Annotated in this window: 24 protein-coding genes; 15 read left to right on the top strand and 9 right to left on the bottom strand. The window is 61.9% G+C overall.

Annotation, left to right across the window (positions count from 1 at the left end; translation table 11 throughout):
- Positions 1-20 precede the first annotated feature (20 nt).
- Together ACGYKA_RS10585 and ACGYKA_RS10580 are read left to right on the top strand one after the other, a co-directional pair.
- On the top strand, positions 21-278 hold the full coding sequence (locus ACGYKA_RS10585) for an acyl carrier protein (RefSeq protein ID WP_394409687.1): 258 nt from the start codon (positions 21-23) through the stop codon (positions 276-278).
- Between the two features lie 3 nt (positions 279-281).
- The gene (locus ACGYKA_RS10580) at positions 282-1,490 is read left to right on the top strand and encodes a beta-ketoacyl-[acyl-carrier-protein] synthase family protein (protein WP_394409690.1); all 1,209 of its coding nucleotides are present in this window, start codon (positions 282-284) and stop codon (positions 1,488-1,490) included.
- Positions 1,491-1,559: 69 nt separating this feature from the next.
- Here ACGYKA_RS10580 and ACGYKA_RS10575 read toward each other — a convergent pair whose 3' ends face one another.
- Positions 1,560-2,210, bottom strand: a complete 651-nt coding sequence (locus ACGYKA_RS10575; RefSeq protein WP_209217784.1) for an invasion associated locus B family protein — start codon at positions 2,208-2,210, stop codon at positions 1,560-1,562.
- Positions 2,211-2,677: 467 nt separating this feature from the next.
- Between ACGYKA_RS10575 and ACGYKA_RS10570 the strand changes: the two genes are divergently transcribed.
- Positions 2,678-4,216: a helicase HerA-like domain-containing protein gene (locus ACGYKA_RS10570; protein WP_394409693.1), complete on the top strand. Its 1,539-nt coding sequence runs from the start codon at positions 2,678-2,680 to the stop codon at positions 4,214-4,216.
- A 74-nt stretch (positions 4,217-4,290) separates the two neighbouring features.
- On the opposite strand, the gene ACGYKA_RS10565 is transcribed toward ACGYKA_RS10570, so the two are convergent.
- The 6 genes from ACGYKA_RS10565 to ACGYKA_RS10540 form a co-directional block, all read right to left on the bottom strand.
- Positions 4,291-5,595: a branched-chain amino acid ABC transporter permease gene (locus ACGYKA_RS10565; protein WP_394409696.1), complete on the bottom strand. Its 1,305-nt coding sequence runs from the start codon at positions 5,593-5,595 to the stop codon at positions 4,291-4,293.
- Complete coding sequence (locus ACGYKA_RS10560; protein ID WP_271687268.1) at positions 5,592-6,602, bottom strand: branched-chain amino acid ABC transporter permease; 1,011 nt, start codon at positions 6,600-6,602, stop codon at positions 5,592-5,594. Before ACGYKA_RS10560 ends, ACGYKA_RS10565 begins: the two co-directional genes overlap by 4 nt.
- A gap of 2 nt (positions 6,603-6,604) precedes the next feature.
- Complete coding sequence (locus ACGYKA_RS10555; protein WP_394409698.1) at positions 6,605-7,426, bottom strand: ABC transporter ATP-binding protein; 822 nt, start codon at positions 7,424-7,426, stop codon at positions 6,605-6,607.
- On the bottom strand, positions 7,423-8,205 hold the full coding sequence (locus ACGYKA_RS10550) for an ABC transporter ATP-binding protein (RefSeq protein ID WP_067266791.1): 783 nt from the start codon (positions 8,203-8,205) through the stop codon (positions 7,423-7,425). Before ACGYKA_RS10550 ends, ACGYKA_RS10555 begins: the two co-directional genes overlap by 4 nt.
- 88 nt (positions 8,206-8,293) lie before the next feature.
- Positions 8,294-8,455, bottom strand: a complete 162-nt coding sequence (locus ACGYKA_RS10545) for a hypothetical protein (protein ID WP_394409701.1) — start codon at positions 8,453-8,455, stop codon at positions 8,294-8,296.
- Positions 8,456-8,602: 147 nt separating this feature from the next.
- Positions 8,603-9,787, bottom strand: coding sequence for an ABC transporter substrate-binding protein (locus ACGYKA_RS10540; protein WP_394409704.1), 1,185 nt, complete (start codon positions 9,785-9,787; stop codon positions 8,603-8,605).
- 186 nt (positions 9,788-9,973) lie between these two features.
- Here ACGYKA_RS10540 and ACGYKA_RS10535 point away from each other — a divergent pair, with 186 nt between their 5' ends.
- A complete protein-coding gene (locus ACGYKA_RS10535) occupies positions 9,974-11,071 on the top strand; it encodes a PQQ-dependent sugar dehydrogenase (RefSeq protein ID WP_394409707.1) in 1,098 nt (365 codons plus the stop codon).
- A gap of 3 nt (positions 11,072-11,074) precedes the next feature.
- Here the strand turns inward: ACGYKA_RS10535 and ACGYKA_RS10530 are convergent, their stop codons facing one another.
- A complete protein-coding gene (locus tag ACGYKA_RS10530) occupies positions 11,075-12,079 on the bottom strand; it encodes a GlxA family transcriptional regulator (protein ID WP_394409710.1) in 1,005 nt (334 codons plus the stop codon).
- 191 nt (positions 12,080-12,270) lie between these two features.
- Here ACGYKA_RS10530 and ACGYKA_RS10525 point away from each other — a divergent pair, with 191 nt between their 5' ends.
- Complete coding sequence (locus ACGYKA_RS10525) at positions 12,271-13,641, top strand: class II 3-deoxy-7-phosphoheptulonate synthase (protein WP_271687274.1); 1,371 nt, start codon at positions 12,271-12,273, stop codon at positions 13,639-13,641.
- An 88-nt stretch (positions 13,642-13,729) separates the two neighbouring features.
- Here the strand turns inward: ACGYKA_RS10525 and ACGYKA_RS10520 are convergent, their stop codons facing one another.
- Positions 13,730-14,389 (bottom strand): PAS domain-containing protein, encoded by a 660-nt coding sequence (locus ACGYKA_RS10520; protein ID WP_394438731.1) that lies wholly within the window; start codon positions 14,387-14,389, stop codon positions 13,730-13,732.
- 280 nt (positions 14,390-14,669) lie between these two features.
- Between ACGYKA_RS10520 and ACGYKA_RS10515 the strand changes: the two genes are divergently transcribed.
- From ACGYKA_RS10515 to phoB, 10 genes are all read left to right on the top strand, one after another.
- Positions 14,670-15,560 (top strand): YicC/YloC family endoribonuclease, encoded by an 891-nt coding sequence (locus ACGYKA_RS10515; protein ID WP_394409716.1) that lies wholly within the window; start codon positions 14,670-14,672, stop codon positions 15,558-15,560.
- Positions 15,561-15,563: 3 nt separating this feature from the next.
- Positions 15,564-16,211: a guanylate kinase gene (gene gmk, locus ACGYKA_RS10510; RefSeq protein ID WP_394401072.1), complete on the top strand. Its 648-nt coding sequence runs from the start codon at positions 15,564-15,566 to the stop codon at positions 16,209-16,211.
- Positions 16,208-16,729 carry a gamma carbonic anhydrase family protein gene (locus tag ACGYKA_RS10505; RefSeq protein WP_394409719.1) on the top strand — a complete coding sequence of 174 codons (522 nt, stop codon included), beginning with the start codon at positions 16,208-16,210 and terminating at the stop codon, positions 16,727-16,729. Before gmk ends, ACGYKA_RS10505 begins: the two co-directional genes overlap by 4 nt.
- 1 nt (position 16,730) lies before the next feature.
- Complete coding sequence (locus ACGYKA_RS10500) at positions 16,731-17,783, top strand: ATP-binding protein (RefSeq protein ID WP_271689969.1); 1,053 nt, start codon at positions 16,731-16,733, stop codon at positions 17,781-17,783.
- A 138-nt stretch (positions 17,784-17,921) separates the two neighbouring features.
- Entirely contained in the window at positions 17,922-18,962 is a 1,041-nt protein-coding gene (locus ACGYKA_RS10495; RefSeq protein WP_394409722.1) for a substrate-binding domain-containing protein, read from the top strand.
- A 70-nt stretch (positions 18,963-19,032) separates the two neighbouring features.
- A complete protein-coding gene (gene pstC / locus ACGYKA_RS10490) occupies positions 19,033-20,529 on the top strand; it encodes a phosphate ABC transporter permease subunit PstC (protein WP_394401077.1) in 1,497 nt (498 codons plus the stop codon).
- Positions 20,526-21,881 carry a phosphate ABC transporter permease PstA gene (pstA, locus tag ACGYKA_RS10485; RefSeq protein ID WP_271687279.1) on the top strand — a complete coding sequence of 452 codons (1,356 nt, stop codon included), beginning with the start codon at positions 20,526-20,528 and terminating at the stop codon, positions 21,879-21,881. Before pstC ends, pstA begins: the two co-directional genes overlap by 4 nt.
- A 15-nt stretch (positions 21,882-21,896) precedes the next feature.
- The gene (pstB, locus tag ACGYKA_RS10480) at positions 21,897-22,694 is read left to right on the top strand and encodes a phosphate ABC transporter ATP-binding protein PstB (RefSeq protein WP_067266771.1); all 798 of its coding nucleotides are present in this window, start codon (positions 21,897-21,899) and stop codon (positions 22,692-22,694) included.
- Between the two features lie 4 nt (positions 22,695-22,698).
- A complete protein-coding gene (gene phoU / locus ACGYKA_RS10475; protein ID WP_394409725.1) occupies positions 22,699-23,406 on the top strand; it encodes a phosphate signaling complex protein PhoU in 708 nt (235 codons plus the stop codon).
- 4 nt (positions 23,407-23,410) lie between these two features.
- A complete protein-coding gene (gene phoB, locus ACGYKA_RS10470; RefSeq protein WP_067266767.1) occupies positions 23,411-24,100 on the top strand; it encodes a phosphate regulon transcriptional regulator PhoB in 690 nt (229 codons plus the stop codon).
- Positions 24,101-24,245: the final 145 nt, after the last annotated feature.

Below are 24,245 nucleotides of genomic sequence, written 5' to 3'. Positions count from 1 at the left end.
CATATGTTGGGGGACGCCGCATGAGCACTCAGGATCAGGTCATTACCATCCTCGCCGAACAGGCCATGATCGAGCCGGAGGATGTCACGCTCGACAGCACGCTCGAAGACCTCGGGATCGACAGCATGGGGGTCGTGGAATGCATCTTTGCGATTGAAGAGACATTCGACATCAGCGTGCCTTTCAACGCCAACAGCCCCAGCGAAAGCGATTTCGACATCTCGACCGTGCGCAGCATCGTCGCCGGGGTGGAACGGCTGCAAGCCGAACAGAGCTGAGCGATGCGGCGCGTTGTCATCACCGGCGCGGGCACGATCAACGCTCTGGGCCTGTCGGTGCCCGAGACGCTGGCGGCCATGCGCGAAGGCAAATGCGGCATTGGCCCGTTGGAGTTCCGCGATGTGGAGCGGCTGGCCATCCGCATCGGCGGTCAGGTGCGCGGGTTCGAGGCCGAGGGCCGCTACAACCGCCAGCAAATCGCGCTTTATGATCGGTTCACGCAATTCACCCTCACCGCCGCCCGCGAGGCGATCGAGCAATCGGGCCTGACCTTCACCGATGACTTGGCCGCCCGCGCCGGGGTGGTGCTGGGCACGGCGGGGGGTGGCGTCTCGACATGGGACGACAATTACCGCGCGGTTTATGAAGAGGGCAAAAATCGGGTGCATCCCTTCGTGGTGCCCAAGCTGATGAACAACGCCGCGGCCAGCCATGTCAGCATGGAATGGAACCTGCGCGGGCCGTCCTTCACCGTCTCCACCGCCTGTGCCTCGTCGAACCACGCCATGGCACAGGCTTTCGCGATGGTTCGCTCCGGCATGAGCCCGGTGATGGTGACGGGTGGATCGGAATCCATGCTCTGCTTCGGCGGGGTGAAGGCTTGGGAAGGGCTGCGCGTGATGAGCCGCGATGCCTGCCGCCCCTTCTCGGCCAACCGCAACGGGATGGTGCAAGGCGAGGGCGCGGGTGTCTTTGTCTTTGAAGACTATGAACATGCCCGGGCGCGGGGGGCCGAGATCCTTTGCGAAGTGGCGGGGTTCGCCATGACCTCGGATGCCAGCGATATCGTCATGCCCTCCAAGGCGGGAGCCGCGCGGGCGATGGAAGGGGCGCTGGCCGATGCGGGGATCAACCGCGAAGAGGTCGGCTATATCAACGCACATGGGACTGGAACGGCGGCGAATGATAAGACCGAATGCGCCGCCGTGGCGGATGTCTTTGGCACCCATGCGGACCAGTTGATGATCTCTTCCACCAAGTCGATGCATGGCCATATCATCGGTGGCACCGGGGCGGTTGAGCTTTTAGCCTGTATCATGGCGCTGAGGGACGGGGTGATTGCCCCGACCATTGGCTATGAGGAACCCGACCCGGAATGCGCGCTCGACGTCGTGCCCAATGAGGCGCGCGAAGCGAAGGTCGATGTGGCGCTCAGCAATGCTTTTGCCTTTGGCGGGATGAACGCCGTGCTGGCACTGCGCCGCGCCTGATCCACGCCCGGCCATAAAAAATGCCGCCCCCGAGGTCGGGCGCGGCATCCAAATCGCGAAAATCCGGTCTTACTGTTCGATGACCGAAACTTCGTCGTAGCTGGCGGTGAAGCCGTCGAGCGAAAGTGTCAGTTTCACTTCCTGATCAGGGGCCAAAGCGGGCACGATGGTCAGCACCGCTTCCTTGCCGCGTTTGAAAGCACCGATATCGGCATCGGTCAGACCCATGCGCACGTAGCAGCCCACGGGGTTGCAGAAGGCATAGGGATAGCGGCGGGCCTTGCCACCGTCGACCGACAGGGTCAACTGCGCGGGCAGGGCGGTCTCAAGCGGGACGACAACCGTGGCACCGGCTTTGGCCTGACCGCCATCGGGAAGACGGAAGAGCGAGACTTCGGCAACCGGCGCGCCTTCGCCATCGGCGAGAAGCTGATACATCTGGCAGGGATCGACCTCTTCCTCGGTCTTGATGCAGCGCATCTCCCAAGCACCGATCTCCTTCTTGGTGTAGGGCTTGCCCAGATCGGGGTCTTTGTCCGCATCTTCACCGAGGCTCAGCTGCTCTTCGATCTGCGAAGCATTGCCGCTAGTGCCGGGCTGGGGCTGCTGCTCTTCGGTCTGGGCGGTGTCTTCTTCCGTGGCGGTCTGGGCGAAAGCCGTCATTGGGGCCGTCAGTGCAAGCGCTGCACAAAGCGGCAGGGCGGTCATAAACTTGCTCATGTCATATCCACATTTGTTGCGTTACCGCCCCTTACCACGCCGCCCCGGGATTGTCAGTGCCAAGGGCCGCATTTCGATCAAGGTTCGGGCAATTTCATGCCGACCCCGCAATCGCGGTTTTCCCGCGATGTCAGAGGCTTAAAGACCAGAAATGCAAAAGGGGACGCAGCGCGCCCCCTTTCCGTGTACTTTCTCCCCGTCGGACTGGGCCGACTTATTAATGCCACGTTAGGCAAGCGCGTGATGCCGGTCAACAGGAAAAATGCGACAATCTGTCAGGGTTTTAGCAAGGTCCCGGTCAGAAAAAGGGCCGCACCCGAAGGCGCGGCCAAGTCTAACAGGGAGGAAGTACACCCACCCGATGAAAGGACATGCGAGCGGGATGCCTTCACTATGGCGCGCAAAGGTTAAGTTTGTATGCTCTAGTGGAACGGACGAATGGCTAAAATTGACAGAAAGGCCCCAGCGTGAGCAGTGACATCTTTATCGGCGGCGGCGGTCCCGACCATGCGACAAAGCAATTCCTCGATCTCGGCTATGCCAACCGCCACGGGCTGATCGCGGGCGCAACGGGTACGGGCAAAACGGTGACGCTGCAAATCCTTGCCGAGGGCTTTGCCAATGCCGGGGTGCCGGTGTTCTTGTCGGATGTGAAGGGCGATCTGTCCGGCCTTGCCGTCGCGGGGAGCGAGGCCGCCAAACTGCACGGCGCTTTCACCGAACGCGCGGCCAAGATCGGCTTTGACGACTATAGCTATCAATCCTTCCCGGTCACCTTTTGGGATCTCTTTGGTGAGCAGGGCCACCCCGTCCGCACCACGGTTTCCGAGATGGGGCCGCTGCTCATCGCGCAGTTGCTCAGTCTGTCCGAGGCGCAGGAGGGCATCCTGAACATCGCCTTCCGCGTGGCCGACGAGGAAGGCATGCCGCTTTTGGACCTGAAAGACCTGCAATCCCTGCTGGTCTGGGTCGGGGAGAATGCAAAGGACTTGGCGCTGCGCTATGGCAATGTCTCGACCGCTTCCGTCGGCACCATTCAACGGCGGCTGCTGGTGCTGGAGAACCAAGGCGGCGCGCAGTTGTTTGGCGAACCGGCGCTGGCACTCTCGGATCTCATGCGCTGCGATGCCGAAGGGCGCGGGCGGATCAACATCCTCGCCGCTGACAAGCTCATGGCTTCGCCCAAACTCTATGCTACCTTCCTCTTGTGGCTCATGTCCGAACTGTTCGAGGAACTGCCCGAGGTGGGCGACCCCGACAAACCCAAGCTCGTGTTCTTCTTCGACGAGGCGCATCTGCTGTTCGACGATGCGCCCAAGGCGCTGGTCGACAAGGTGGAACAAGTGGCGCGGCTCATCCGCTCCAAAGGCGTCGGGGTTTATTTCGTGACCCAGAACCCCGCCGATGTGCCCGACGATATCCTCGGCCAGCTTGGCAACCGTATCCAACACGCGCTACGCGCCTTTACCGCGCGGGACCGTAAGGAACTGCGCCAAGCCGCCGAGACCTACCGCGAGAACCCGCGCTTCGACACCGAAGAGGCGATCCGCGAGGTCGGTGTTGGGGAGGCCGTGACCTCCATGCTGCAACGCAAGGGCGTGCCGGGCGTGGTGGAGCGTACCTTGATCCGACCGCCGTCTTCGCGGCTCGGCCCGATCACCGTGGCGGAGCGTGCGGCGGTGCTGGCGGACTCCGATCTGGCAGGGAAATACGAGACAGTGCAGGACCGCGAGTCGGCCTATGAAATGCTGAAGGCCCGCGCAGAAGCGGCGGCCAAAGAGGCGGAAAAGATCGAAGCCGCGGCAGAGGCCGAGGACGCGGCCGCGCGCGAGTTCCAGAAGGCCCGTCGCTATGGCGGGGCACGCAGCGGCGGCAGCCGGTCAAGCCGCAAGGCGACGGACGGTTTCGGCGATGCCATCGCGAGCGCGGTGATCAAAGAGCTGAAAGGCACCACCGGGCGCCGGATCGTGCGTGGCATCTTGGGCGGATTGTTCAAGGGGCGTTGAAGCGGCCTGAGAGATGAAAAAGGGGCGTGGTATTGCGACCGCGCCCCTTTTTATATCGTGAAGCTCAGCGGGATTTACCGCTCGGGGATCAACCCACGCGGGCTGAAGCGAAGGACCAGAAGCAGCACAATGCCCATGGTCAAAAGCCGCATATGCGCCGCGCTCTCGATCAGATGGGCCTTCAGCGCCGATCCTTCGGACATGCCCGCCGTGATCAGGTTCATCAGCCACAGGCCCATCGGCTCGACCTGCACCCAGAGGAACCAGATCAGGAAGCCGCCAAGGATCGCGCCGAAGTTGTTGCCCGAGCCGCCAACGATCACCATCACCCAAATGAGGAAGGTGAAGCGCAGCGGCTGGTAGGTGCCGGGCGTGAGCTGGCTGTCCATCGTCGTCATCATCGCCCCCGCGATGCCGCAGATCGCGGAACCGAGGATGAAGACCTGCAAATGCCGCGCGGTCACGTCTTTGCCCATGGCCTCTGCCGCGACTTCGTTGTCGCGGATCGCGCGCAGCATCCGGCCCCATGGCGAGTGCAGCGCACGCTGGCTCATCCACAACAGGACGATCAGAACAGCGGCGAAGAGCGCGATATAGAGCAGTTTGACCCAAAGCGTCGAGGCGTCTACCGGATCGAAGCCAAGGCCCGCCGCACGTTCCACGAAGGCGGGGTTGTTTTGCAGGTCGATCTCGTAAGGAACAGGACGGGGCAGGCCGATCACGTTCTTCACGCCGCGGCTCATCCAGTCTTCGTTCTTCAAGACCGCGATGATGATCTCGGCAATCCCCAGTGTCGCAATCGCCAGATAGTCCGACCGCAGGCCAAGGGCCGTCTTGCCGATCAGCCACGCCGCGCCAGCGGCAAAGAGGCCGCCCACGGGCCAAGAGATCAGCACCGGCAGGCCAAGACCCCCGAGATAGCCGGTCTGCGCGGGGTTGATCGCCTCGACCGCCTGAACGGCGGGGTCGAGCAGGGCACGGAAGATGAAGAAACCGATGACCAAGACCGCGATCACCGAAAGCGTGCGCAGCGTGCCCGGGGCCATGCGTTTCATCAGCATGACCGCCGCCACCACGGTGGCCGCCCCAAGCGCCAGCGCCCCCAGAATGGCGAAACCACCGGTGGACCAAGCGCCCTCGGTCGGGGGCATGGAGACCAGCACAGCCGCCAGACCGCCAAGCGCCACAAACCCCATGACGCCCACGTTGAACAGCCCCGCAAAGCCCCATTGCAGGTTCACCCCAAGCGCCATGATCGAAGAGATCAGGCCCATGGCGATGATCAGCAGGGCCGAGTTCCAACTTTGCGCAAAGCCGGTGTAGATGATCATCAGGGCGATGATCGCGAACAGGATCGTGTTTTTCAGAGTCTGGGTCATACCGATTTCCCCTTGAACAGGCCGGTTGGCTTGATCAGCAGAACGATCAGAAGAATGACGAAGCTGACCGCAAATTTGTAATCCGTGCTCATGAGCTGCACCAAGCCGTCCGGCTGCAAACCTTCGGGCATCACATAGCCCAGCACTTTTTTCCATGCGTAGGTGATCGTGACCTCGCTAAAGGCGATCACGAAACCGCCCGCGATGGCCCCGACCGGCGAGCCAAGCCCACCGACGATGGCCGCTGCGAAGATCGGCAGCAGAAGTTGGAAATAGGTGAAGGGTTTGAACGACTTATCAAGACCATAAAGCGTGCCCGCAATCGTCGCCAAGGCGGCCACGATCATCCATGTGATCATCACCACACGCTCGGGGTTGATGCCCGACAACAGCGCCAGATCCTCGTTATCGGAATAGGCGCGCATGGATTTGCCCGCTCGCGTCTTGTTGAGGAACCAAAACAGCAGCGCCACGACGATGATCGCGGTGACGATGGTGATGCCTTGGGTTGTCTTGAACGCCAGACCTTCACGCAGGCCGGTCATTTCTTTGAAATCCCGCGCCGACATGATGAAACGCTGCCCGTCGAGGAAGTTCTGATCGTCCGCGCCGATGATGAAGCGGGTGATGCCGTTGTAAATGAAGGTCACGCCGAGCGAGACGATCACGAGGATCACCGGCTTGGCCTTTTGTTCACGGTAGAACTTGTAGACCACCTTGTCGGTGCCGAGCACCAGCAGCATGGTAAAGGCGATGCCGAAGGGCAGGGCCAGAAGCGCCGTCGGCAGCACGCCGAGGCTCAGACCCATGGACTGGAACAGCCATGTCATCAGGATCGTCGCCATGGTGCCCATGGCCATCGTGTCGCCATGGGCGAAGTTGGAAAACCGCAGGATGCCGTAGACCAGCGTCACGCCAAGCGCGCCGAGCGCCAGCTGCGAGCCATAGGCGATGCCCGGTATGATCACATAGTTCGAAAGTGCAATGAAAGCGTTGAGCAGATCCATGTTCAGCCCCCCAGAAACGATTTGCGGACTTCAGGATCGGCCAAAAGCTCTTTGCCGGTGCCGGTAAAGGCATTCGCCCCCTGCACAAGCACATAGCCTTTGTCCGCGATTTCAAGCGCTTGACGGGCGTTTTGTTCGACCATCAGGATCGGGATGCCGGTGCGGGCGACCTCGATGATCCGGTCGAAAAGCTCGTCCATGACGATGGGGGAGACACCCGCCGTCGGCTCATCCAGCATCAGAACCTTGGGCTGGGTCATCAGCGCGCGGCCCACGGCCACCTGCTGGCGTTGCCCGCCCGAGAGTTCACCCGCCGCCTGATGGCGCTTTTCCTTCAGGATCGGGAAGAGGTCATAGACCTGCATCATCGTATCGCGAAAGTCATCGCGGCGGATGAAAGCGCCCATCTCAAGGTTCTCTTCGACCGACATGGAGGTGAAGATGTTCGAGGTTTGGGGCACGAAACCCATGCCCTTGGCCACACGGTCCTGCGGGCTGAGTTCGGTGATGTCTTCACCATCCAGCCGCACATGGCCCTTGCGCATATCGAGCATGCCGAAGACCGCCTTCATGCCGGTGGATTTGCCCGCCCCGTTGGGGCCGACGATCACCGCGATCTCGCCGCGGTCCACGGCGATGGTGCAGTCATGCAGGATGTCGGGGCCGTTGCCGTAGCCCGCCGTCATGCCGGCACCAATCAGGAAGGGGCCGCCGGGGGCGGGGTGGGTTTTGCCGCTGGCCTTGGGCATGATGCTGCCTTGGCCCTTCGCGTTGCCGACCGACCAATCTTTGTTGCCGCGGTCGCCGTAGGGATCATTGCTCATGCGCCTACCTTGTCCTTGTTCTTCAGCCCGGTGCCGAGATAGGCCTCGATCACCTGTTCGTTCGCCTTGATCTCATCCAGCGTGCCTTCGGCCAGCACGTGGCCCTCGGCCATGCAGATCACCGGGTCGCAAAGGCGGCCGATGAAATCCATGTCATGCTCGATCACGACGAAAGTGTAATTGCGCTCTTGGTTAAGCCGGATGATGGCATCGCCGATGGTGTTCAGCAGCGTCCGGTTCACGCCCGCGCCGACCTCGTCCAGAAAAACGATCTTGGCGTCGACCATCATGGTTCGGCCAAGCTCCAACAGCTTCTTCTGCCCGCCCGAGATCTGGCCCGCCTTCTGTTCGGCCAGATGTTCGATGGTCAGGAACTCCAGCACCTCATCGGCCTTGGCCTTGAGCGCGCGTTCCTCATTGGCGATGCGTTTGGTGCCGAACCATGTGTTCCACAGCGTCTCGCCCGACTGGTTGCCCGGCACCATCATCAGGTTCTCACGACAGGACATCGAAGAAAACTCATGCGCGATCTGGAAGGTGCGCAGCAGCCCCTTGTGGAAAAGCTCATGCGGGGGCAGGCCGGTGATGTCCTCCCCATCCATGGTGACACGGCCCGAAGTGGGCTGAAGCACGCCAGCAATTACGTTGAACAGCGTGGTTTTCCCCGCGCCATTTGGGCCGATCAAACCGGTGATCGATCCTTTCTCGATCGACAGGCTCGCCCCGTCGACGGCGTGAAACCCGCCGAAGTGTTTGTGTACGTCGTCTACGACGATCATATGTCCATCCCCGTGTCCGCCACCTTGTGGCTGGTTTTTATTGGTCGTCATATGGGCCGCGCAGGCAGATGCGCGCCGCCATACCTGTTTACAATGTGCTGAGATTCTTGAAAGGGACCGCTGCGGTCCTGATCTGAAGAAAGCCCTGCGCTGCCTTGTCAGAGGCAGATTGCGCCGTATTGCCGAAATCACGTTCAGCAAAATACATGCCCAAAGCCCTGACCGAGACGGCCATACGTTGCTTTTTCATCCTGTCCTCCCAGACGGGACGTGTTTTCCACGTCCTCAATAGGGGATTTGTACTGGCTGCATCCCCGGAAGAAAAGCCGATTTCCTAAGCAAAAGGCCCGATCGCACTGCGACCGGGCCTCTCTTAGCGGTTAGATGGTGGCGTGGATCAGCGGTAGCCGACCGTGACCATCTTGCCGTCCTTCATCTCGATCTCGCGGTAGTTGCCCGCGCTCTCGCCCGGTCCGATCAGCTCGACCGCCGAGGCACCGACATAGTCCACGTCGCCGCCGTCTTTGATGATCTGAAGCGCCTTGCCCAGTTCACCCGGCAGGATTTTCTCACCCGGGGCGTTGGCGATTTCCATCACCTTTTCCTTGTACGCCGACGGATCGTTGGAGCCCGCGGCCTGCATCGCCAGCAGCATCAGCGCTGCCGCGTCATAGGATTCAGGCGAGAAGGCGTTGGTCGGCTCGAAACCGGCTTCTTTGCCCATCTTCTTGTAGTTGTCCGGGCCTTCGCCAGCAGCACTCGGGTTCTGACCAAAGGAGCCATCCGCGATCTCGGCGAATTTCTCTTCCAGCGTGTCAGAGACCATGCCGTCGGGGAACATGAAGACGTCGAATGCACCGGCGTCCAGCGCACCGTTCACGATGCCCGCGCCACCTTGGTCGACATAGCCTGCCACGACCAGAACCTCACCACCGGCAGAGGCCAGCGCGCCGACTTCGGCGGAGTAATCCGCTTTGCCGTCTTCATGCGAGGTGTTGATGGTCACGGTGCCGCCGGATTCTTTGTAAGCGGTCTCAAAGCTGTCGGCCAAACCTTTACCATAGTCGTTGTTGGTATAGGTGACGGCGACTTCCTTGATGCCACGGTCGTTCAGGATGTCGGCCATGACCTGACCCTGACGCGCGTCCGACGGCGAGGTGCGGAAAAACAGACCGTTGTCTTCGACCGTCGACAGCGCCGGCGATGTCGCGGAGGGCGAGATCATCACGATGCCGTTCGGGATGGCGACGTTCTGCAGCGAGGCGGTGGTTTCACCCGAGCACATGCCGCCCACGATGCCGCTCACACGGTCGGAGGTGATGAGACGCTCAGCCGAGGCCACGGCGAGGCCCGCGTCGATGCAGCCGGTGTCGCCACGCTCGGAGGTCACGGTGGCGCCGTCGAGGAACATGCCGCTCTCGTTAACCTCGGAAATCGCCAGTTCGGCACCGGCGGCCATGTCATTGGCCAGCGATTCCAGCGGGCCGGTGAAGCCCAGCAGAATGCCGATTTTGGTGTCTTCCGCCTGCGCGCCAGTGGCGAGCAAAGCAACGGCCGTTGTGGCCATCAGTATTTTTTTCATTTGGTACTCTCCCTTAGTTGAACTCTCGTTCTGATCGAACGTTAGGTCGTGATTTCGAAAAAGAAAAGGCGATTTATAAAGTGTTTTTCGCGGGCGGGTTTTCGCGTGGACCGGGAACGATGGTGGAAATGGGCGGTGCGCTGGCTATGTCTTGAACCAAGCCCCCATGCCCAAAGGAGCCTGCCCATGACCCGCGCAAAACACCTCGCCACCGCCGCCTTCATCAGCCTCGGCAGCCTCTGCGCTGCGGGTGCCGCCACAGCGCAGAGCGGTCTCACGATCACCCCCATGGCCGAGGATTTCGAAGCCCCTTGGGGCGTCGCGCCTTTGCCCGGTGGCGGTCTGTTGGTGACAGAGAAGGCCGGACGTTTGATCTATCAAAAGGACGACACACGGCATGAGGTCTCGGGCCTACCGGAGGTGGCCGTGGTCGGGCAGGGCGGTCTGTTGGACATCACCTTGGCCGGAGATTTCGCGCAGAGCCGCCTGTTGTTCCTGACCTATGCCAAACCTCAAGAGGGCGGCGGCGCGGGGACCGCTTTGGCCAGCGCGCGCTTGTCCGAGGATACCCGCAGTCTGGAAAACCTGACCGAGCTTTTCGCCATGAAGCCGGGCAGCAGCGGCGGCCAGCACTTCGGCTCGCGCGTGGTCGAAGCGCCGGATGGTACGCTGCTGGTGACCATCGGCGAACGCGGCGATCGTCCGGCGGCGCAGGACCGCAGCACCCATAACGGCAGCATCATCCGCGTGAACCGCGACGGCTCGGTCCCCGATGACAATCCCTTTGTCGACACGCCCGACGTGCTGCCCGAAATCTGGTCCTACGGCCATCGCAACCCGCAAGGGGCGGGGCTGGATCTGGATGGGCGGCTTTGGGTGTCGGAACACGGTGCCAAGGGCGGGGATGAGGTGAACCGCATCACCAAGGGCACGAATTACGGCTGGCCCGTGATTTCCTACGGGGAACACTATTCGGGCGCGAAGATCGGTGAGGGCAGGGCGAAAGAGGGCATGGCGCAGCCCGAATTCTACTGGGATCCCTCCATCGCGCCTGCGGGGCTGATGGTCTATTCCGGCGCGCTTTTTCCTGAATGGGAGGGTGACATCTTCGTCGGCTCGCTCAAGTTCGACTATATCGCCCGGCTAAGCGGCACGCCGCTGGAAGAGGTGGCGCAGATCAAAACCGACGAGACCGCCCGCGTGCGCGATGTCGTCGAAGGGCCGGAGGGCGGGATCTGGTTCATCTCAGAGGTCAACGGCACCGTCTACCGGATCACGCCCTGACCCTCAGACGGGCTGCCGGGTGGATTGGCTGCCGCGCTCACGATAAGGCGTGGTCTGGTAATGCGCCCGGTAGCATTTCGAGAAATGCGAGGGCGAGGCAAAGCCGCAGGCCAGCGCCACGTTGATCACGCTCATATCCGTCTGCATCAGCAGGTTGCGCGCCTTTTGCAGCCGCAATTCCATATAGTAGCGTTTTGGGCTGCGGTTGAGGTAGCGGCGAAACAAACGCTCTAGCTGGCGGGTCGACATACCCACGTCGCGGGCGAGCATGGAGGGGCTGATCGGCTCTTCGATATTGCGCTCCATCTGCTGGATCACTTGAGAAAGCTTGGGATGGCGCACGCCGATTCGCGTGGGCACCGACAGGCGCTGCGTGTCTTGGTCGGTGCGGATCGAGGAATAAATGAGCTGATCCGCCACGGCGTTGGCGGTCTCCTCTCCATGATCATCGGCGATAAGTTTGAGCATCATATCCAAAGAAGACGTGCCGCCCGCCGTGGTCAGCCGGTTGCCGTCGACCACGAAGACCGATTTCGTCAGAATGACCTCTTCGAATTCCTCGCCGAAACTGTCCTGATTCTCCCAATGGATCGTGGCGCGTTTGCCGTCGAGCAGCCCCGCTTTGGCCAGCGTATGCGCCGCGGTGCAAAGCCCGCCAACAACCAGCCCCTTGCGCGCCTCGCGACGCAGCCATGCCAGCAACTTCCTGGTGGTCGCGGCCTGCACGCCGATGCCGCCACAGATCATGATGGTATCGTCGCGGCCCAACTCCTCAAGCCCGCCGTCCAGTGCGAACACCGCGCCGGATGAGCTTACACAGGTCTCACCGCTTTCGCCCACGACCTGCCATTCATAGACCTCGCGTTCGAGCATGCGGTTGGTGATCCGCAGGCATTCCACCGCCGAGGCAAAGCTCAGCAGGGTGAAATTCTCCAACAACACAAAGACGAAGCGCCGCGGCTTGTCGGTCTGGGGGGGCATGCGGGTGGCCGGGCGCGGTTGGGACATCACGGCGTCTTTCTATTCAGGTCGTCTCTGTCGACATGTGCCATGGCCGCCAGAACTTGCCGGAAACATTGCCCACGCGCCTGTCGCGACGTCAATAGGGCGCATTTCGGTTCTGGTCACTTTCCCCGCGCCTTTGTATAGAGAAAGATCACGAAGCGCCGACACTCGGCGCTGTGGAGCGGAGTAGAAAGATGACAGACTGGAGCACCTCGAGCTGGCGCAGCAAACCGCGCGTCCAGATGCCCGATTACCCTGACCAAGCCGCATTGGAAGCGGTTGAGGCACAGCTGGCACGCTATCCGGTCCTCGTTTTTGCGGGCGAAGCACGCCGGTTGAAGAAACATCTGGCCGCCGCGGGCCGTGGCGAAGCCTTTCTTTTGCAGGGTGGCGACTGTGCCGAGAGCTTTGAACAGTTCAGCTCGGACGCCATTCGCGACACCTTTAAGGTGATGTTGCAGATGGCCATCGTGCTGACCCATGGGGCCAAGGTGCCGGTGATCAAACTGGGCCGCATGGCCGGTCAATTCGCCAAACCGCGCTCGGCCCCGACCGAAGTGGTGGATGGTGTGGAACTGCCCAGCTACCGCGGCGACATCATCAACGATCTGGCCTTCAACGAAGCGGCGCGTATCCCCGACCCGCAAAAGATGCTGCGCGCCTATACACAGGCCGCCGCCACGCTGAACCTGCTGCGCGCCTTCTCGACCGGGGGCTATGCCGATGTGCATCAGGTCCACGGCTGGACGCTGGGCTTCACCGACGACGAAAAGGCCGAAAAATACCGTGAGATCGCCAACCGCATCTCTGACACACTTGATTTCATGGCCGCCGCCGGGGTCACTGCCGAAACCGCGCATACGCTGCAATCGGTGGAGTTCTACACCAGCCACGAGGCGCTGCTGCTGGAGTATGAAGAAGCGCTTTGCCGCCGTGACAGCCAGACTGGCAAGTGGCTTGCGGGCTCTGGTCACATGATCTGGATCGGTGACCGCACGCGGCAACCCGACGGGGCGCATGTGGAATTTGCCAGCGGCGTGCAAAACCCGATTGGCCTGAAGTGTGGTCCCTCGATGACCAGCGATGACCTCAAACAGTTGATGGCCAAGCTGAACCCCGAGAATGAAGAGGGCCGTCTCACCCTGATCTCGCGCTTTGGTGCGGGGCAGGTGGGCGATCACCTGCCGCGTCTGATCAAAACGGTTCAGGAAGAGGGCGCCAATGTCGTCTGGACCTGTGACGCGATGCACGGCAACACGATCAAATCCTCTACCGGCTACAAGACCCGGCCCTTCGATTCCGTGCTGCGCGAAGTACATGAATTCTTTGCCGTGCATAACGCCGAAGGCTCCGTCCCCGGCGGTGTACATTTCGAGATGACCGGCCAAGACGTGACCGAATGCACCGGCGGTGTGCGGGCGGTCAGCGACGAAGACCTGTCGGACCGTTACCACACGGCCTGCGACCCACGGCTCAACGCCAGCCAGTCGCTGGAACTGGCCTTCCTCGTGGCCGAGGAACTGTCGAACCGCCGCGTGGCACAGACGGCGCGGGCGGCGGGGTAACATCCTCGACCTGCACTTGTATTTGACGAAAGAAACGCCGTCCCGTTTTCCGGGGCGGCGTTTTCGCGTTCCGAGGGCGGCGGACGGGCTATTCTTGCTCTGACTTCACCAGACGCAGATAGGGCGGGATGTCACCCGATGGGGCGGCGGTGAAGCTTGCTTTCGGCTCTGCGAATCCGGTTTCGCGTGGCAAAAGCGGCTGCTGCAGGGGATCGGCATGGCGCACAGGTTTGGCCACCCCGCCAAAGGCGCTATGCCGCGTGGCCTGCGCCAGATCGAAGCGCCGCGGGGTTTGGCCGATCTCCCCCAGCACGACGAGACAGCCCAGCACCCGACTGACATCGCCCAGATCGCTTTTCAGCGGCAAGAGCAGCATCCGCCCCGTCAAGGCAGGCCGCCCATAGCTCGCCGCCGCGCCCAAGTGCAGCGTGATCTGGCCGGGCATCTGAAACACTTCTTCCAGCGCTTCGCTGACGCGGGGGCGTGACTGCGTTCCGAAAAAGGCGGTGATCGGCATGCCGCGCACCTCCATCCCCATGAGGTCGCGCAGGTGGCCGCCTGCGATCCGCAACCGGCCGACACCTACCGCGACACGTTCGAGGATAAAGGCATATTCCAATGCCTGCTCGATCCCGCGCGGGTCGATATCCGACCGCCGCGGCATCAATCTGTTGCCGCGCAGGGCCTCCCAATAGGCTTCGACCTGCGCGACCGGGCCATAGCCAACATGCGTCCGATGATCTGACATGGCGACAACATTCTGCGCGGTGTGGCCTGTATTGCCCATTGAAACTCACCCATAAGGACTTGGCCAATACAGCAGCCGTTTTTGAAACGACAGCGGCACAATGCGGCCGAAATGATTACCAAATCATTAATACCGCAGGCGGTTAAGGATTTCGTTACGCTTTCGCTGAAATGGTTAACGCGTGAGCCATGGGATACGCCGGGCGAGGGGCCGGGGGCTTGCCCCTCGCGGGGGTTTCGCCGTAAGGCAGGACATGACCGCCCTTGCAAGGAACGCGCCGATGATCAGGTCCATGACAGGTTTCGCCTCTGCCTCCGGCGCTTTGGAGGGTTGGAGCTGGTCTTGGGAGCTGCGCGCCGTCAATGGCAAAGGGCTCGACCTGCGGCTGCGCGTGCCCGATTGGGTCGAGGGGCTTGAGGCCGCTCTACGCAAGCAGATTTCGGCGGAGGTGGCGCGGGGCAATATCACCTGCAACCTGCGCATCTCCTCGGCTGAGAGTGACGGCAGCTTGCAGATCAACGAGGCGCATGTCGACACGCTGCTGACCGCCCTGCATGAGATCGAGGCCCGTGCGATGGATGCCGGGGTATCGCTGGCGCCCTCACGGGCGAGCGACATTCTTTCCATGCGCGGCGTGCTGGAACAGGCCGATCAGGCACAGGACATCGACGCGCTGCGCGCCGCTTTGCTGGCGGAAGTGCCGACCCTGCTGCGTGATTTCAACGAGATGCGCGCGCAGGAAGGCGCGGCGCTGGCCGGTGTGATGCAAGAGCAGTTGACCGAGGTCGAAAACCGCGCCGCCGAAGCCGCCGCTTTGGCCGAAGCCCGTAAGGAAGAAACCGCTGCCCAGTTGCGCCGCAACCTTGCCCGCGTGCTCGACAACAGCGAGGGCGCGGATGCAGACCGGGTGGCGCAGGAGCTGGCCTTGATCGCGGTCAAGGCCGATGTCACCGAAGAGATCGACCGCCTTGCCGCCCATGTCGCCGCCGCGCGCGCGCTGATCGGGCAGGGCGGGCCGGTGGGGCGCAAGCTGGATTTCCTGATGCAGGAGTTCAACCGCGAAGCCAACACGCTCTGCTCCAAGGCGCAGAGCACCGAATTGACGACTGTCGGTCTGGCCCTGAAGGCGGTGATCGACCAAATGCGCGAACAAGTGCAAAATGTGGAGTAAGACGTGACAAACCCAAGCCGACGCGGCCTTCTGATCATTCTCAGCTCCCCCTCCGGGGCGGGCAAATCGACCATGGCCCGCGCCCTGCGCGCATGGGATCCGACGATCAACTTCTCGGTCTCGGCCACCACCCGCGCCCCCCGCCCGGGCGAAGAGGACGGCAAGGATTACCGCTTTGTCGGCGAAGAGGAGTTCCGGCAGGCCGTGGCTGAGGGCGAAATGCTGGAACACGCCCATGTTTTCGGCAACTTCTACGGATCCCCCAAGGCCCCCGTGCAGGCAGCGATTGACGAGGGGCAGGACATCCTTTTCGACATCGACTGGCAGGGCGCACAGCAGATCCGCAACTCCGACCTGAACACACACACGCTGTCGATCTTCCTGCTGCCGCCCTCGATCACCGAGTTGAAGCGCCGTTTGGAAAGCCGGGGCCAAGACGATGCCGAGACGATTGCCAAGCGCATGGGCAAAAGCTGGGATGAGATCAGCCATTGGGACGGCTACGACTTCGTGCTGGTGAACGACGATCTCGACCAGACCGAGGCGCGGCTGAAATCCATCATCACCGCCGCCCGGCTGCGGCTGAGCCAACAGCCCGCCATCAAGGATCACGTTCGCCGTCTGCAATCCGAATTCGAGGAATTGAAATGACCCTCTACGCCCTCGCCGATGCGCGCCCCGAAGTCGCCCCCGAAGCATGGGTCGCGCCTGATGCCAGTGTCATCGGCAAGGTGACGCTTGGGCCCGAGGCCTCGGTCTGGTTCGGCAGCACCCTGCGCGGCGATAATGAGATGATCACCGTGGGCCGCGGCAGCAATGTGCAAGAGAACTGCGTTTTCCACACTGATATGGGCTATCCGCTGACCGTGGGCGAGGATTGCACCATCGGTCATAAGGTCATGCTGCACGGCTGCACCATCGGCGACAACAGCCTGATCGGCATGGGGGCCACGGTGCTGAACGGGGCGAAGATCGGCAAGAACTGCCTCATCGGGGCAGGGGCGCTGATCACAGAGAACAAGGTGATCCCCGATGGGTCGCTCGTCATGGGTGTGCCGGGCAAAGTGGTCCGTGAGCTTGACGCGCAGGCGATCCAACAGTTGACCGCGAGCGCCAAACACTATGCCGAGAACGCCGCGCGCTTCCGCCGCGATCTTGAACCGCTCTGACATGGGCAGCACCGCCGTAACCCTTTCCGATGTGGTGGAGGCGCTGCCGCTGCCAAGCGTGGCCATCAATGCCGAAGAGCGGATCACCGTTCTGAACGCGCCCGCCGAGGATCTGCTGGGCAAGGGGCTGCTGGGCCGCCATTTCGTCACCGCGCTGCGCCAGCCGGGGCTGGTCGAAGCGGTCGAGCGCTGTCTCGCGGGTGCGGGGCCGTGCCAAGCGCGCTTTACCAGCACCGGCGGCGAACATGGCACCACCTACGACGTAAGCCTGCGCCCGGTGGGCGACCACGGGATTGTCCTGCTTAGTTTTAACGACGTGACGGAGATGGCGCAGGCAGGCCAGATGCGCCGCGATTTCGTGGCCAATGTGAGCCACGAGTTGCGCACCCCGCTCACCGCGCTGATCGGCTTCATTGAGACGCTGCAAGGTCCGGCGCGCGATGACACGGCGGCGCGCGAGCGGTTTCTGGGGATTATGGCGCAAGAGGCCGAGCGGATGAATCGGCTGGTGGGAGAGCTTTTGTCCCTCAGCCGGGTCGAGGCCGAAGAGCGCGTGCGCCCCGAAGCGCCGATCGATGTGCGCGACGTGCTACGCGGCACCCTGCGCAACCTCGCGCCGCTGGCGGTCGACAGCAATGTGACACTGGCACCGACCTTGGGGGATGTGCCCGCCCTCGTGCTAGGCGATGCGGATCAGTTGGTGCAGGTCTTCACGAACCTCATCGAGAACGCGATCAAATACGGCGGGCGCGACAACCGGGTCGAGATTTCTCTTAAACGCACGGGCCATGATCCCGCGATGCGCGGCCCGGCGGTCCATGTCAGCGTACGGGACCACGGCCCCGGCATCGACGCCATCCATCTGCCGCGGCTGACCGAACGGTTCTACCGGGTCGACAGCCACCGCAGCCGTGCGCTTGGCGGAACGGGACTGGGTCTGGCCATCGTCAAACACATCATGAATCGTCACCGCGGGCGGCTCAAGATCACCAGCACCCCCGGCGAAGGGGCCGAATTCCGCGTGATTCTGCCGATGAAACCGGGTTCTGACTGATTTTTGCAGAAATTTGGTGATTCAGGCCGACTGTCATGAAACTGTAACGTTGCTGTCACAAAAGCACAGCACCGCCTTCATAGACGGGGCGCAGATCACCATGGGGTGGTCACCAATTCGCATCTGACAGGAGATATCATGTCACTCGCAAAACTCACCACTTCCGCCCTGGCGATTGCCGCCGTATCCGCAACCGCTGCTGCCGCGCGTGACCAAGTACAGGTTGCCGGTTCCTCGACCGTGCTGCCCTATGCCTCCATCGTCGCCGAAGCCTTTGGCGAGAATTTCGACTTCCCGACACCGGTCGTGGAATCGGGCGGCTCCTCGGCTGGCCTCAAGCGTTTCTGCGAAGGCGTGGGCGAGAACACCATCGACGTGGCCAATGCCTCGCGCCAGATCAAGGACGCCGAAGTAGCGGCCTGTGCCGAGAACGGCGTGACCGACATTATCGAAGTGCGCATCGGCTATGACGGCATCGTCTTCGCCTCCGACATCAATGGCGAGACCTTCGAGTTCACGCCGGTCGATTGGTACAAAGCCCTCTCCGCCAAAGTTGTTGTCGACGGCGAAGTGACCGAGAACCCCTATACCACATGGGATCAGGTCAACCCCGACTTCCCCGCCCAGCCGATCCAAGCCTTCATCCCCGGCACCAAACACGGCACGCGCGAAGTGTTTGAAGACAAGGTGATCCTCGCGGGTTGCGAAGAAACCGGTGATTACGAAGCCTTCCTCGAAGCCGCGGATGGCGACAAGAAAGCCGCTGAGAAAGAGTGCATCAGCCTGCGCACCGACGGCAAGTCCGTGGACATCGACGGCGACTACACCGAGACGCTGGCGCGCATCGAAAGCAACCAAGACGGCATCGGCGTCTTCGGTCTGGCCTTCTACGAGAACAACACCGACAAGCTGCAAGTTGCGACCATGGGCGGCGTCGAGCCGACCACCGAGAGCATCGCCTCGGGTGACTACCCCGTGTCGCGCCCGCTGTTCTTCTATGTCAAGAAAGCCCACATCGGCGTGATCCCCGGCCTGAAGGAATACGCTGAGTTCTTCGTCGCCGACGAAGTTGCCGGCCCCGACGGCCCGCTGGCCGAATACGGTCTGGTCTCCGACCCTGAACTGGCCGACACCCAGTCCGTGATTGCCGATGAGACCGTGATGGGCAGCGGCTCCTAAGCCTTTACCCTTATCGCCGGGGGCGGGTGACTGCCCCCGGTTTTTCGCTTTTTGATCCACCGGGGGACATGTGGGACAAATACTGACAACAGGCGCGGTGCTGCCGCTGGTCATCCTGATCGCGGCGCTGGCACTGGGCGGGTATTTCCTTGCGCGGCGTCGGGCTTTGGCCTCTGCCCAAGGCGACAGCCGCAAGCTGCATTCGCTGCCAAGCTACTACGGCTACAATGCGGTGATGAGCGTGGCGGTGCCCGCGCTTTTGGTTTTGGGCATCTGGCTGCTGGTTCAGCCGATGCTGGTGCAATCTTCGGTGGTCGATATGATCCCCGCCGAGGCTGTGCCCGAAGGCTCCTCCGTCAATCTGATCATGAGCGATGTGCGTCGTCTGGCCGATGGGCTGGACGCGGCCGTCTCTTCCGGCGCGCTTAGCGCGGCAGATGCGACCGATCTTTCTGCTGCCGATGACCTGCGCGCATGGCTTGGCGAACAGGGCGTTGCCTTGGGCGCCGAGATCAGCCCCGAGGTGCTGCAAGCTGCGCAGGCTTACCGCGAGATGACGGCGACGGGCAATTTCTGGCGCAACATCATCGTGGCGCTGATCGCCTTGGCCGGGCTGGCCATGGTCTACCGCGAAACCGATGCCACCTTCCGCGCCCGCAACCGGGTCGAAGGGGGCGTGAAGGCGCTGCTGATCCTCGCGGCCTCTTTGGCGATCCTGACCACCGTCGGCATTGTGTTGTCGATGCTGTTCGAGACGATCAATTTCTTCAACCTGCATCCCTGGACTGACTTCTTCTTCGGCTCTTCCTGGGCACCGAACTTCCGCGGCGACAGTGACTTGTCGATCCTGCCGCTGCTTTGGGGGACGCTATATATCTCGCTCATCGCGCTGCTGGTGGCTGTGCCCATCGGGCTTTTCGCCGCGATTTACCTGAGCGAATATGCCGGCCCCAAGGTGCGCGCCACGGCCAAGCCGCTGCTCGAAATCCTCGCAGGCATCCCGACAATCGTTTACGGCCTTTTCGCGCTGCTGACGGTGGGGCCATTCCTCGTCCAAGTCTTCGGGCGCGGGGAAGAAGGGCTTTTGGGCGTCGATTGGATGTCGGGGGCGACCTCGGTCCTGACCGCCGGGCTGGTCATGGGCATCATGTTGATCCCCTTCGTTTCCTCCCTGTCGGACGACATCATCAACGCGGTGCCGCAATCGCTGCGCGACGGCTCCTTCGGGCTGGGTGCGACCCAATCCGAGACGATCCGCCAAGTGGTCATGCCTGCGGCGCTGCCGGGCATCGTCGGCGCCGTGCTGCTCGCCGCCAGCCGCGCCATCGGTGAGACGATGATCGTGGTGCTGGGGGCAGGGGCCATCGCCCGCATCTCGGCAAATCCGTTGGAAGCCATGACCACCATCACCACCCGCATCGTCAGCCAGTTGACGGGGGACAGCGATTTCGCCAGCCCCGAGACGCTGGTCGCCTTTGCGCTTGGCCTGACCCTCTTCGTCCTGACCTTGGGCCTGAACGTGCTGGCCCTCTACATCGTGCGCAAATACCGGGAGCAGTACGAATGAGCGATATCCCCAACCCCGCAGCCCCCATCGCAGACCCGCGCGGTGCGTCCCTGCTGGTGCAAGACGGGCGCACCAAACGCCGCAACGCTTCCGAGGGCCGTTTCAAGCTCTATGGCATCATTGCCATCGTGATCGGCCTCTTGATGCTGCTGACGCTGCTCTTCACCATCATCTCCCGCGGGACCGGCGCGTTTCAGCAGACCTATGTGACGCTTTCCGTGCCGCTGCTGGAAGACAAGCTCGACAAGAACGGCAACCGCGATTTGGAAGACATCAAGAAGGTCTCGACCTTCGGATATTCGCCGCTGCTAAAAGCTGCCTTTGAAAACAAGGTCGAAGCGGGCGAGGTTGAGACCGATCTCAAGCCCAAGGCGATGGCAGATATCCTGTCGAAAGACGCCGCCGCTCAATTGCGCAACTACGTCTTGGCCAACCCGGAGCTGATCGGCACGAATGCCGAGTTCGAGTTCCTGACCAACAGCCGTGTCGATGGCTACCTCAAGGGCCGCGTGACCCGCGAAAGCATCGCCAATGACAAGAACATCAGCGCCGAGCAGCTTGATCTGGTCGATGCGTTGATCGCCGACGGCAGCATCGAAAAGCGGTTCAACCTCGACTTTATCACAGGCGCCGATGCCTCTGACGCGCGGCCCGAAGCGGCGGGCATGGGGGTGTCGATGATCGGCTCTTTCGCGATGATGCTGGTGGTGCTGGTGCTGGCGCTGCCCATCGGGGTCGCCGCGTCGATCTACCTCGAAGAATTCGCGCCGAAGAACTGGATCACCGACATCATCGAAGTGAACATCTCGAACCTCGCCGCGGTGCCCTCGATCGTCTTTGGTATCCTTGGCCTTGCGGTGTTCATCAACTACATGCACCTGCCGAACTCGGCTCCGCTGGTGGGCGGTCTGGTGCTGACGCTGATGACCCTGCCGACGATCATCATCTCGACCCGCGCCTCGCTCAAATCGGTGCCGCCCTCGATCCGCGACGCGGCGCTTGGGGTAGGGGCCTCGAAAATGCAATCGGTGTTCCACCATGTGCTGCCCCTCGCCGCACCGGGCATCCTGACAGGGACGATCATCGGGCTTGCCCAAGCCCTTGGCGAAACGGCACCTTTGCTGCTGATCGGCATGGTGGGCTTCATCGCCTCCAATCCGCCCGACAGCATCGCCGAAGGGCTGATGGCCCCGAACTCCGCCATGCCGGCCCAGATCTACGAATGGGCCAAACGCGCCGACCCGGCCTTCTACGAACGCGCTTGGGGCGGTATCATCATCTTGCTGGTGTTCCTGATCACGATGAATGCCATCGCCGTGCTGCTGCGCCGCCGCTTTGAGCGTCGTTGGTAAACCAAGGACGGGACCATGAAAGACAACAGATATTCGGAGAGTGACGTGACAACCCAACCCGTCAAGATCGCGGCCCGCAACGTGCAGGTCTACTACGGTGACAGCCACGCCATTCGCGACGTGGACATCGACATCAACGACAAGACCGTGACCGCCTTTATCGGCCCTTCGGGCTGTGGCAAATCGACTTTTCTGCGTTGTATCAACAGGATGAACGACACAATTGATGTGGCCCGCGTGACCGGCGACATCCGCATCGATGGCGAAGACATCTATGACAAACGGGTCGACCCGGTGCAGCTGCGCGCCAAAGTGGGCATGGTTTTCCAAAAGCCAAACCCCTTTCCAAAGTCGATCTACGACAACGTGGCCTACGGCCCGCGCATCCACGGGCTGGCCCGCAATAAGGCCGACCTCGACGATATCGTCGAACAGGCCCTGCGCCGGGGCGCGATCTGGAACGAGGTGAAGGACCGTCTGCACGCGCCGGGCACAGGCCTTTCCGGCGGCCAACAGCAGCGTCTGTGCATCGCCCGCGCCGTGGCAACCGAACCCGAAGTGCTTTTGATGGACGAACCATGCTCGGCTCTCGACCCCATCGCCACCGCGCAAGTCGAGGAATTGATTGACGAATTGCGTCAGAACTACTCCGTCGTGATCGTCACGCACTCCATGCAACAGGCCGCGCGGGTGAGCCAGAAAACCGCCTTTTTCCACCTCGGCAACCTCGTGGAATTTGGCGACACCGACGACATCTTCACGCGGCCCCAAGACCCGCGCACCGAAAGCTACATCACCGGCCGTATTGGATAATATCATGTCAGATCAACACATTGCATCAGCATTCGACCGCGATCTGGAAGCCGTTCAGGCGCAGATCCTTAAAATGGGCGGGCTGGTCGAAGACGCCATTCGCCGCGGCGCGCAATCGCTCGAAACCCGCGACGAAGAGCTCGCCAATGAGGTGCGGGCAGGGGACAAGGCCATCGACGGGCTGGAAGAGCAGATCAACGAGAACGCCGCCCGCGTCATCGCGCTGCGCGCGCCCACGGCGATCGACCTGCGTCTGACACTGAGCGTCATCAAGATTAGCGCCAACCTCGAACGTATTGGCGACTATGCGAAAAACATGGCCAAGCGCACCAGCGTTCTGAACCAGATGGAGCCGGTCAGCGACAGCACTGGCGCGATCCGCCGCATGGCTGGCGCGGTTGAGGCGATGCTGAAAGACGCGCTCGACGCCTATATTCAGCGCGACGCGGATCTCGCGCGCGATGTGATCACCCGTGACGAAGATGTCGACCAGATGTATAATGCGCTCTTCCGCGAATTCCTTACCTTCATGATGGAAGACCCGCGCAGCATCACCGCCTGTATGCATCTGCATTTCATCGCCAAAAACGTCGAACGTATGGGTGACCATGTGACCGCCATCGCCGAACAGGTTGTCTATCTGGTGACCGGTGAGACGCCCGAGGACGACCGGCCCAAGGCCGACCGCACTTCGATCACCACGAAGGACTGAGACGATGGACGTCACACGACCCCAGGTTCTGCTGGTAGAAGATGAACCCGCGCAACGTGAGGTACTGGCCTATAACCTCGAAGCCGAAGGCTTTGAGGTGCGCCGGGCCGAAGACGGCGAAGAAGCCATGCTTCTGGTCTCAGAGGCCGCGCCGGATTTGGTGATCCTCGATTGGATGATGCCCTTGATGAGCGGCATCGAAGTTTGCCGTCAGCTTAAATCGCGCGAGGCGACGCGGCATATTCCAGTCATCATGCTCTCCGCGCGCTCTGAAGAAGTGGATACCGTGCGGGGCCTGGAAACCGGCGCGGACGACTATGTGATCAAGCCGTACAACCTGCGCGAACTTATGGCCCGTGTGCGCACGCAGTTGCGCCGCACACGTCCCGCAGCCGCAGGCGCGCTGCTGAGCTTTGACGATATCCAGCTCGACCCGGAGCGTCACCGCGTGAGCCGCGCGGGCAACGAGCTGAAACTGGGGCCGACGGAGTATCGGCTGCTGACGACGCTGCTGGAAAAACCCGGGCGCGTGTTCAGCCGCGATCAATTGCTCGACCACGTCTGGGGCCGCGACATCTATGTCGATACGCGCACGGTGGACGTTCATATCGCGCGACTGCGCAAAGCATTGACGCGCGAAGGTGGCGGAGACCCGATCCGAACCGTGCGCGGTGCGGGTTACGCCTTGGGTTAAACTCTTCTAGCTCTTCTTAGGACCCGTCTTTTTTACATAATACTGATTATCAGTTTCGCATATGTAGCCGCAAAGCAGTAATGTCACCCATCGGCAAAGCAGAAGTGTCACTCTCCTTGCATACGGTAGCGAGGATTAGTGGACA

The sequence above is a fragment of the Sulfitobacter sp. 1A15106 genome, assembly GCF_043556995.1.
GTDB lineage: Bacteria > Pseudomonadota > Alphaproteobacteria > Rhodobacterales > Rhodobacteraceae > Sulfitobacter > Sulfitobacter faviae.
The sequence above is the reverse complement of the archived record's forward strand: the minus strand, read 5'-3'. Positions and strand labels throughout refer to the sequence as shown.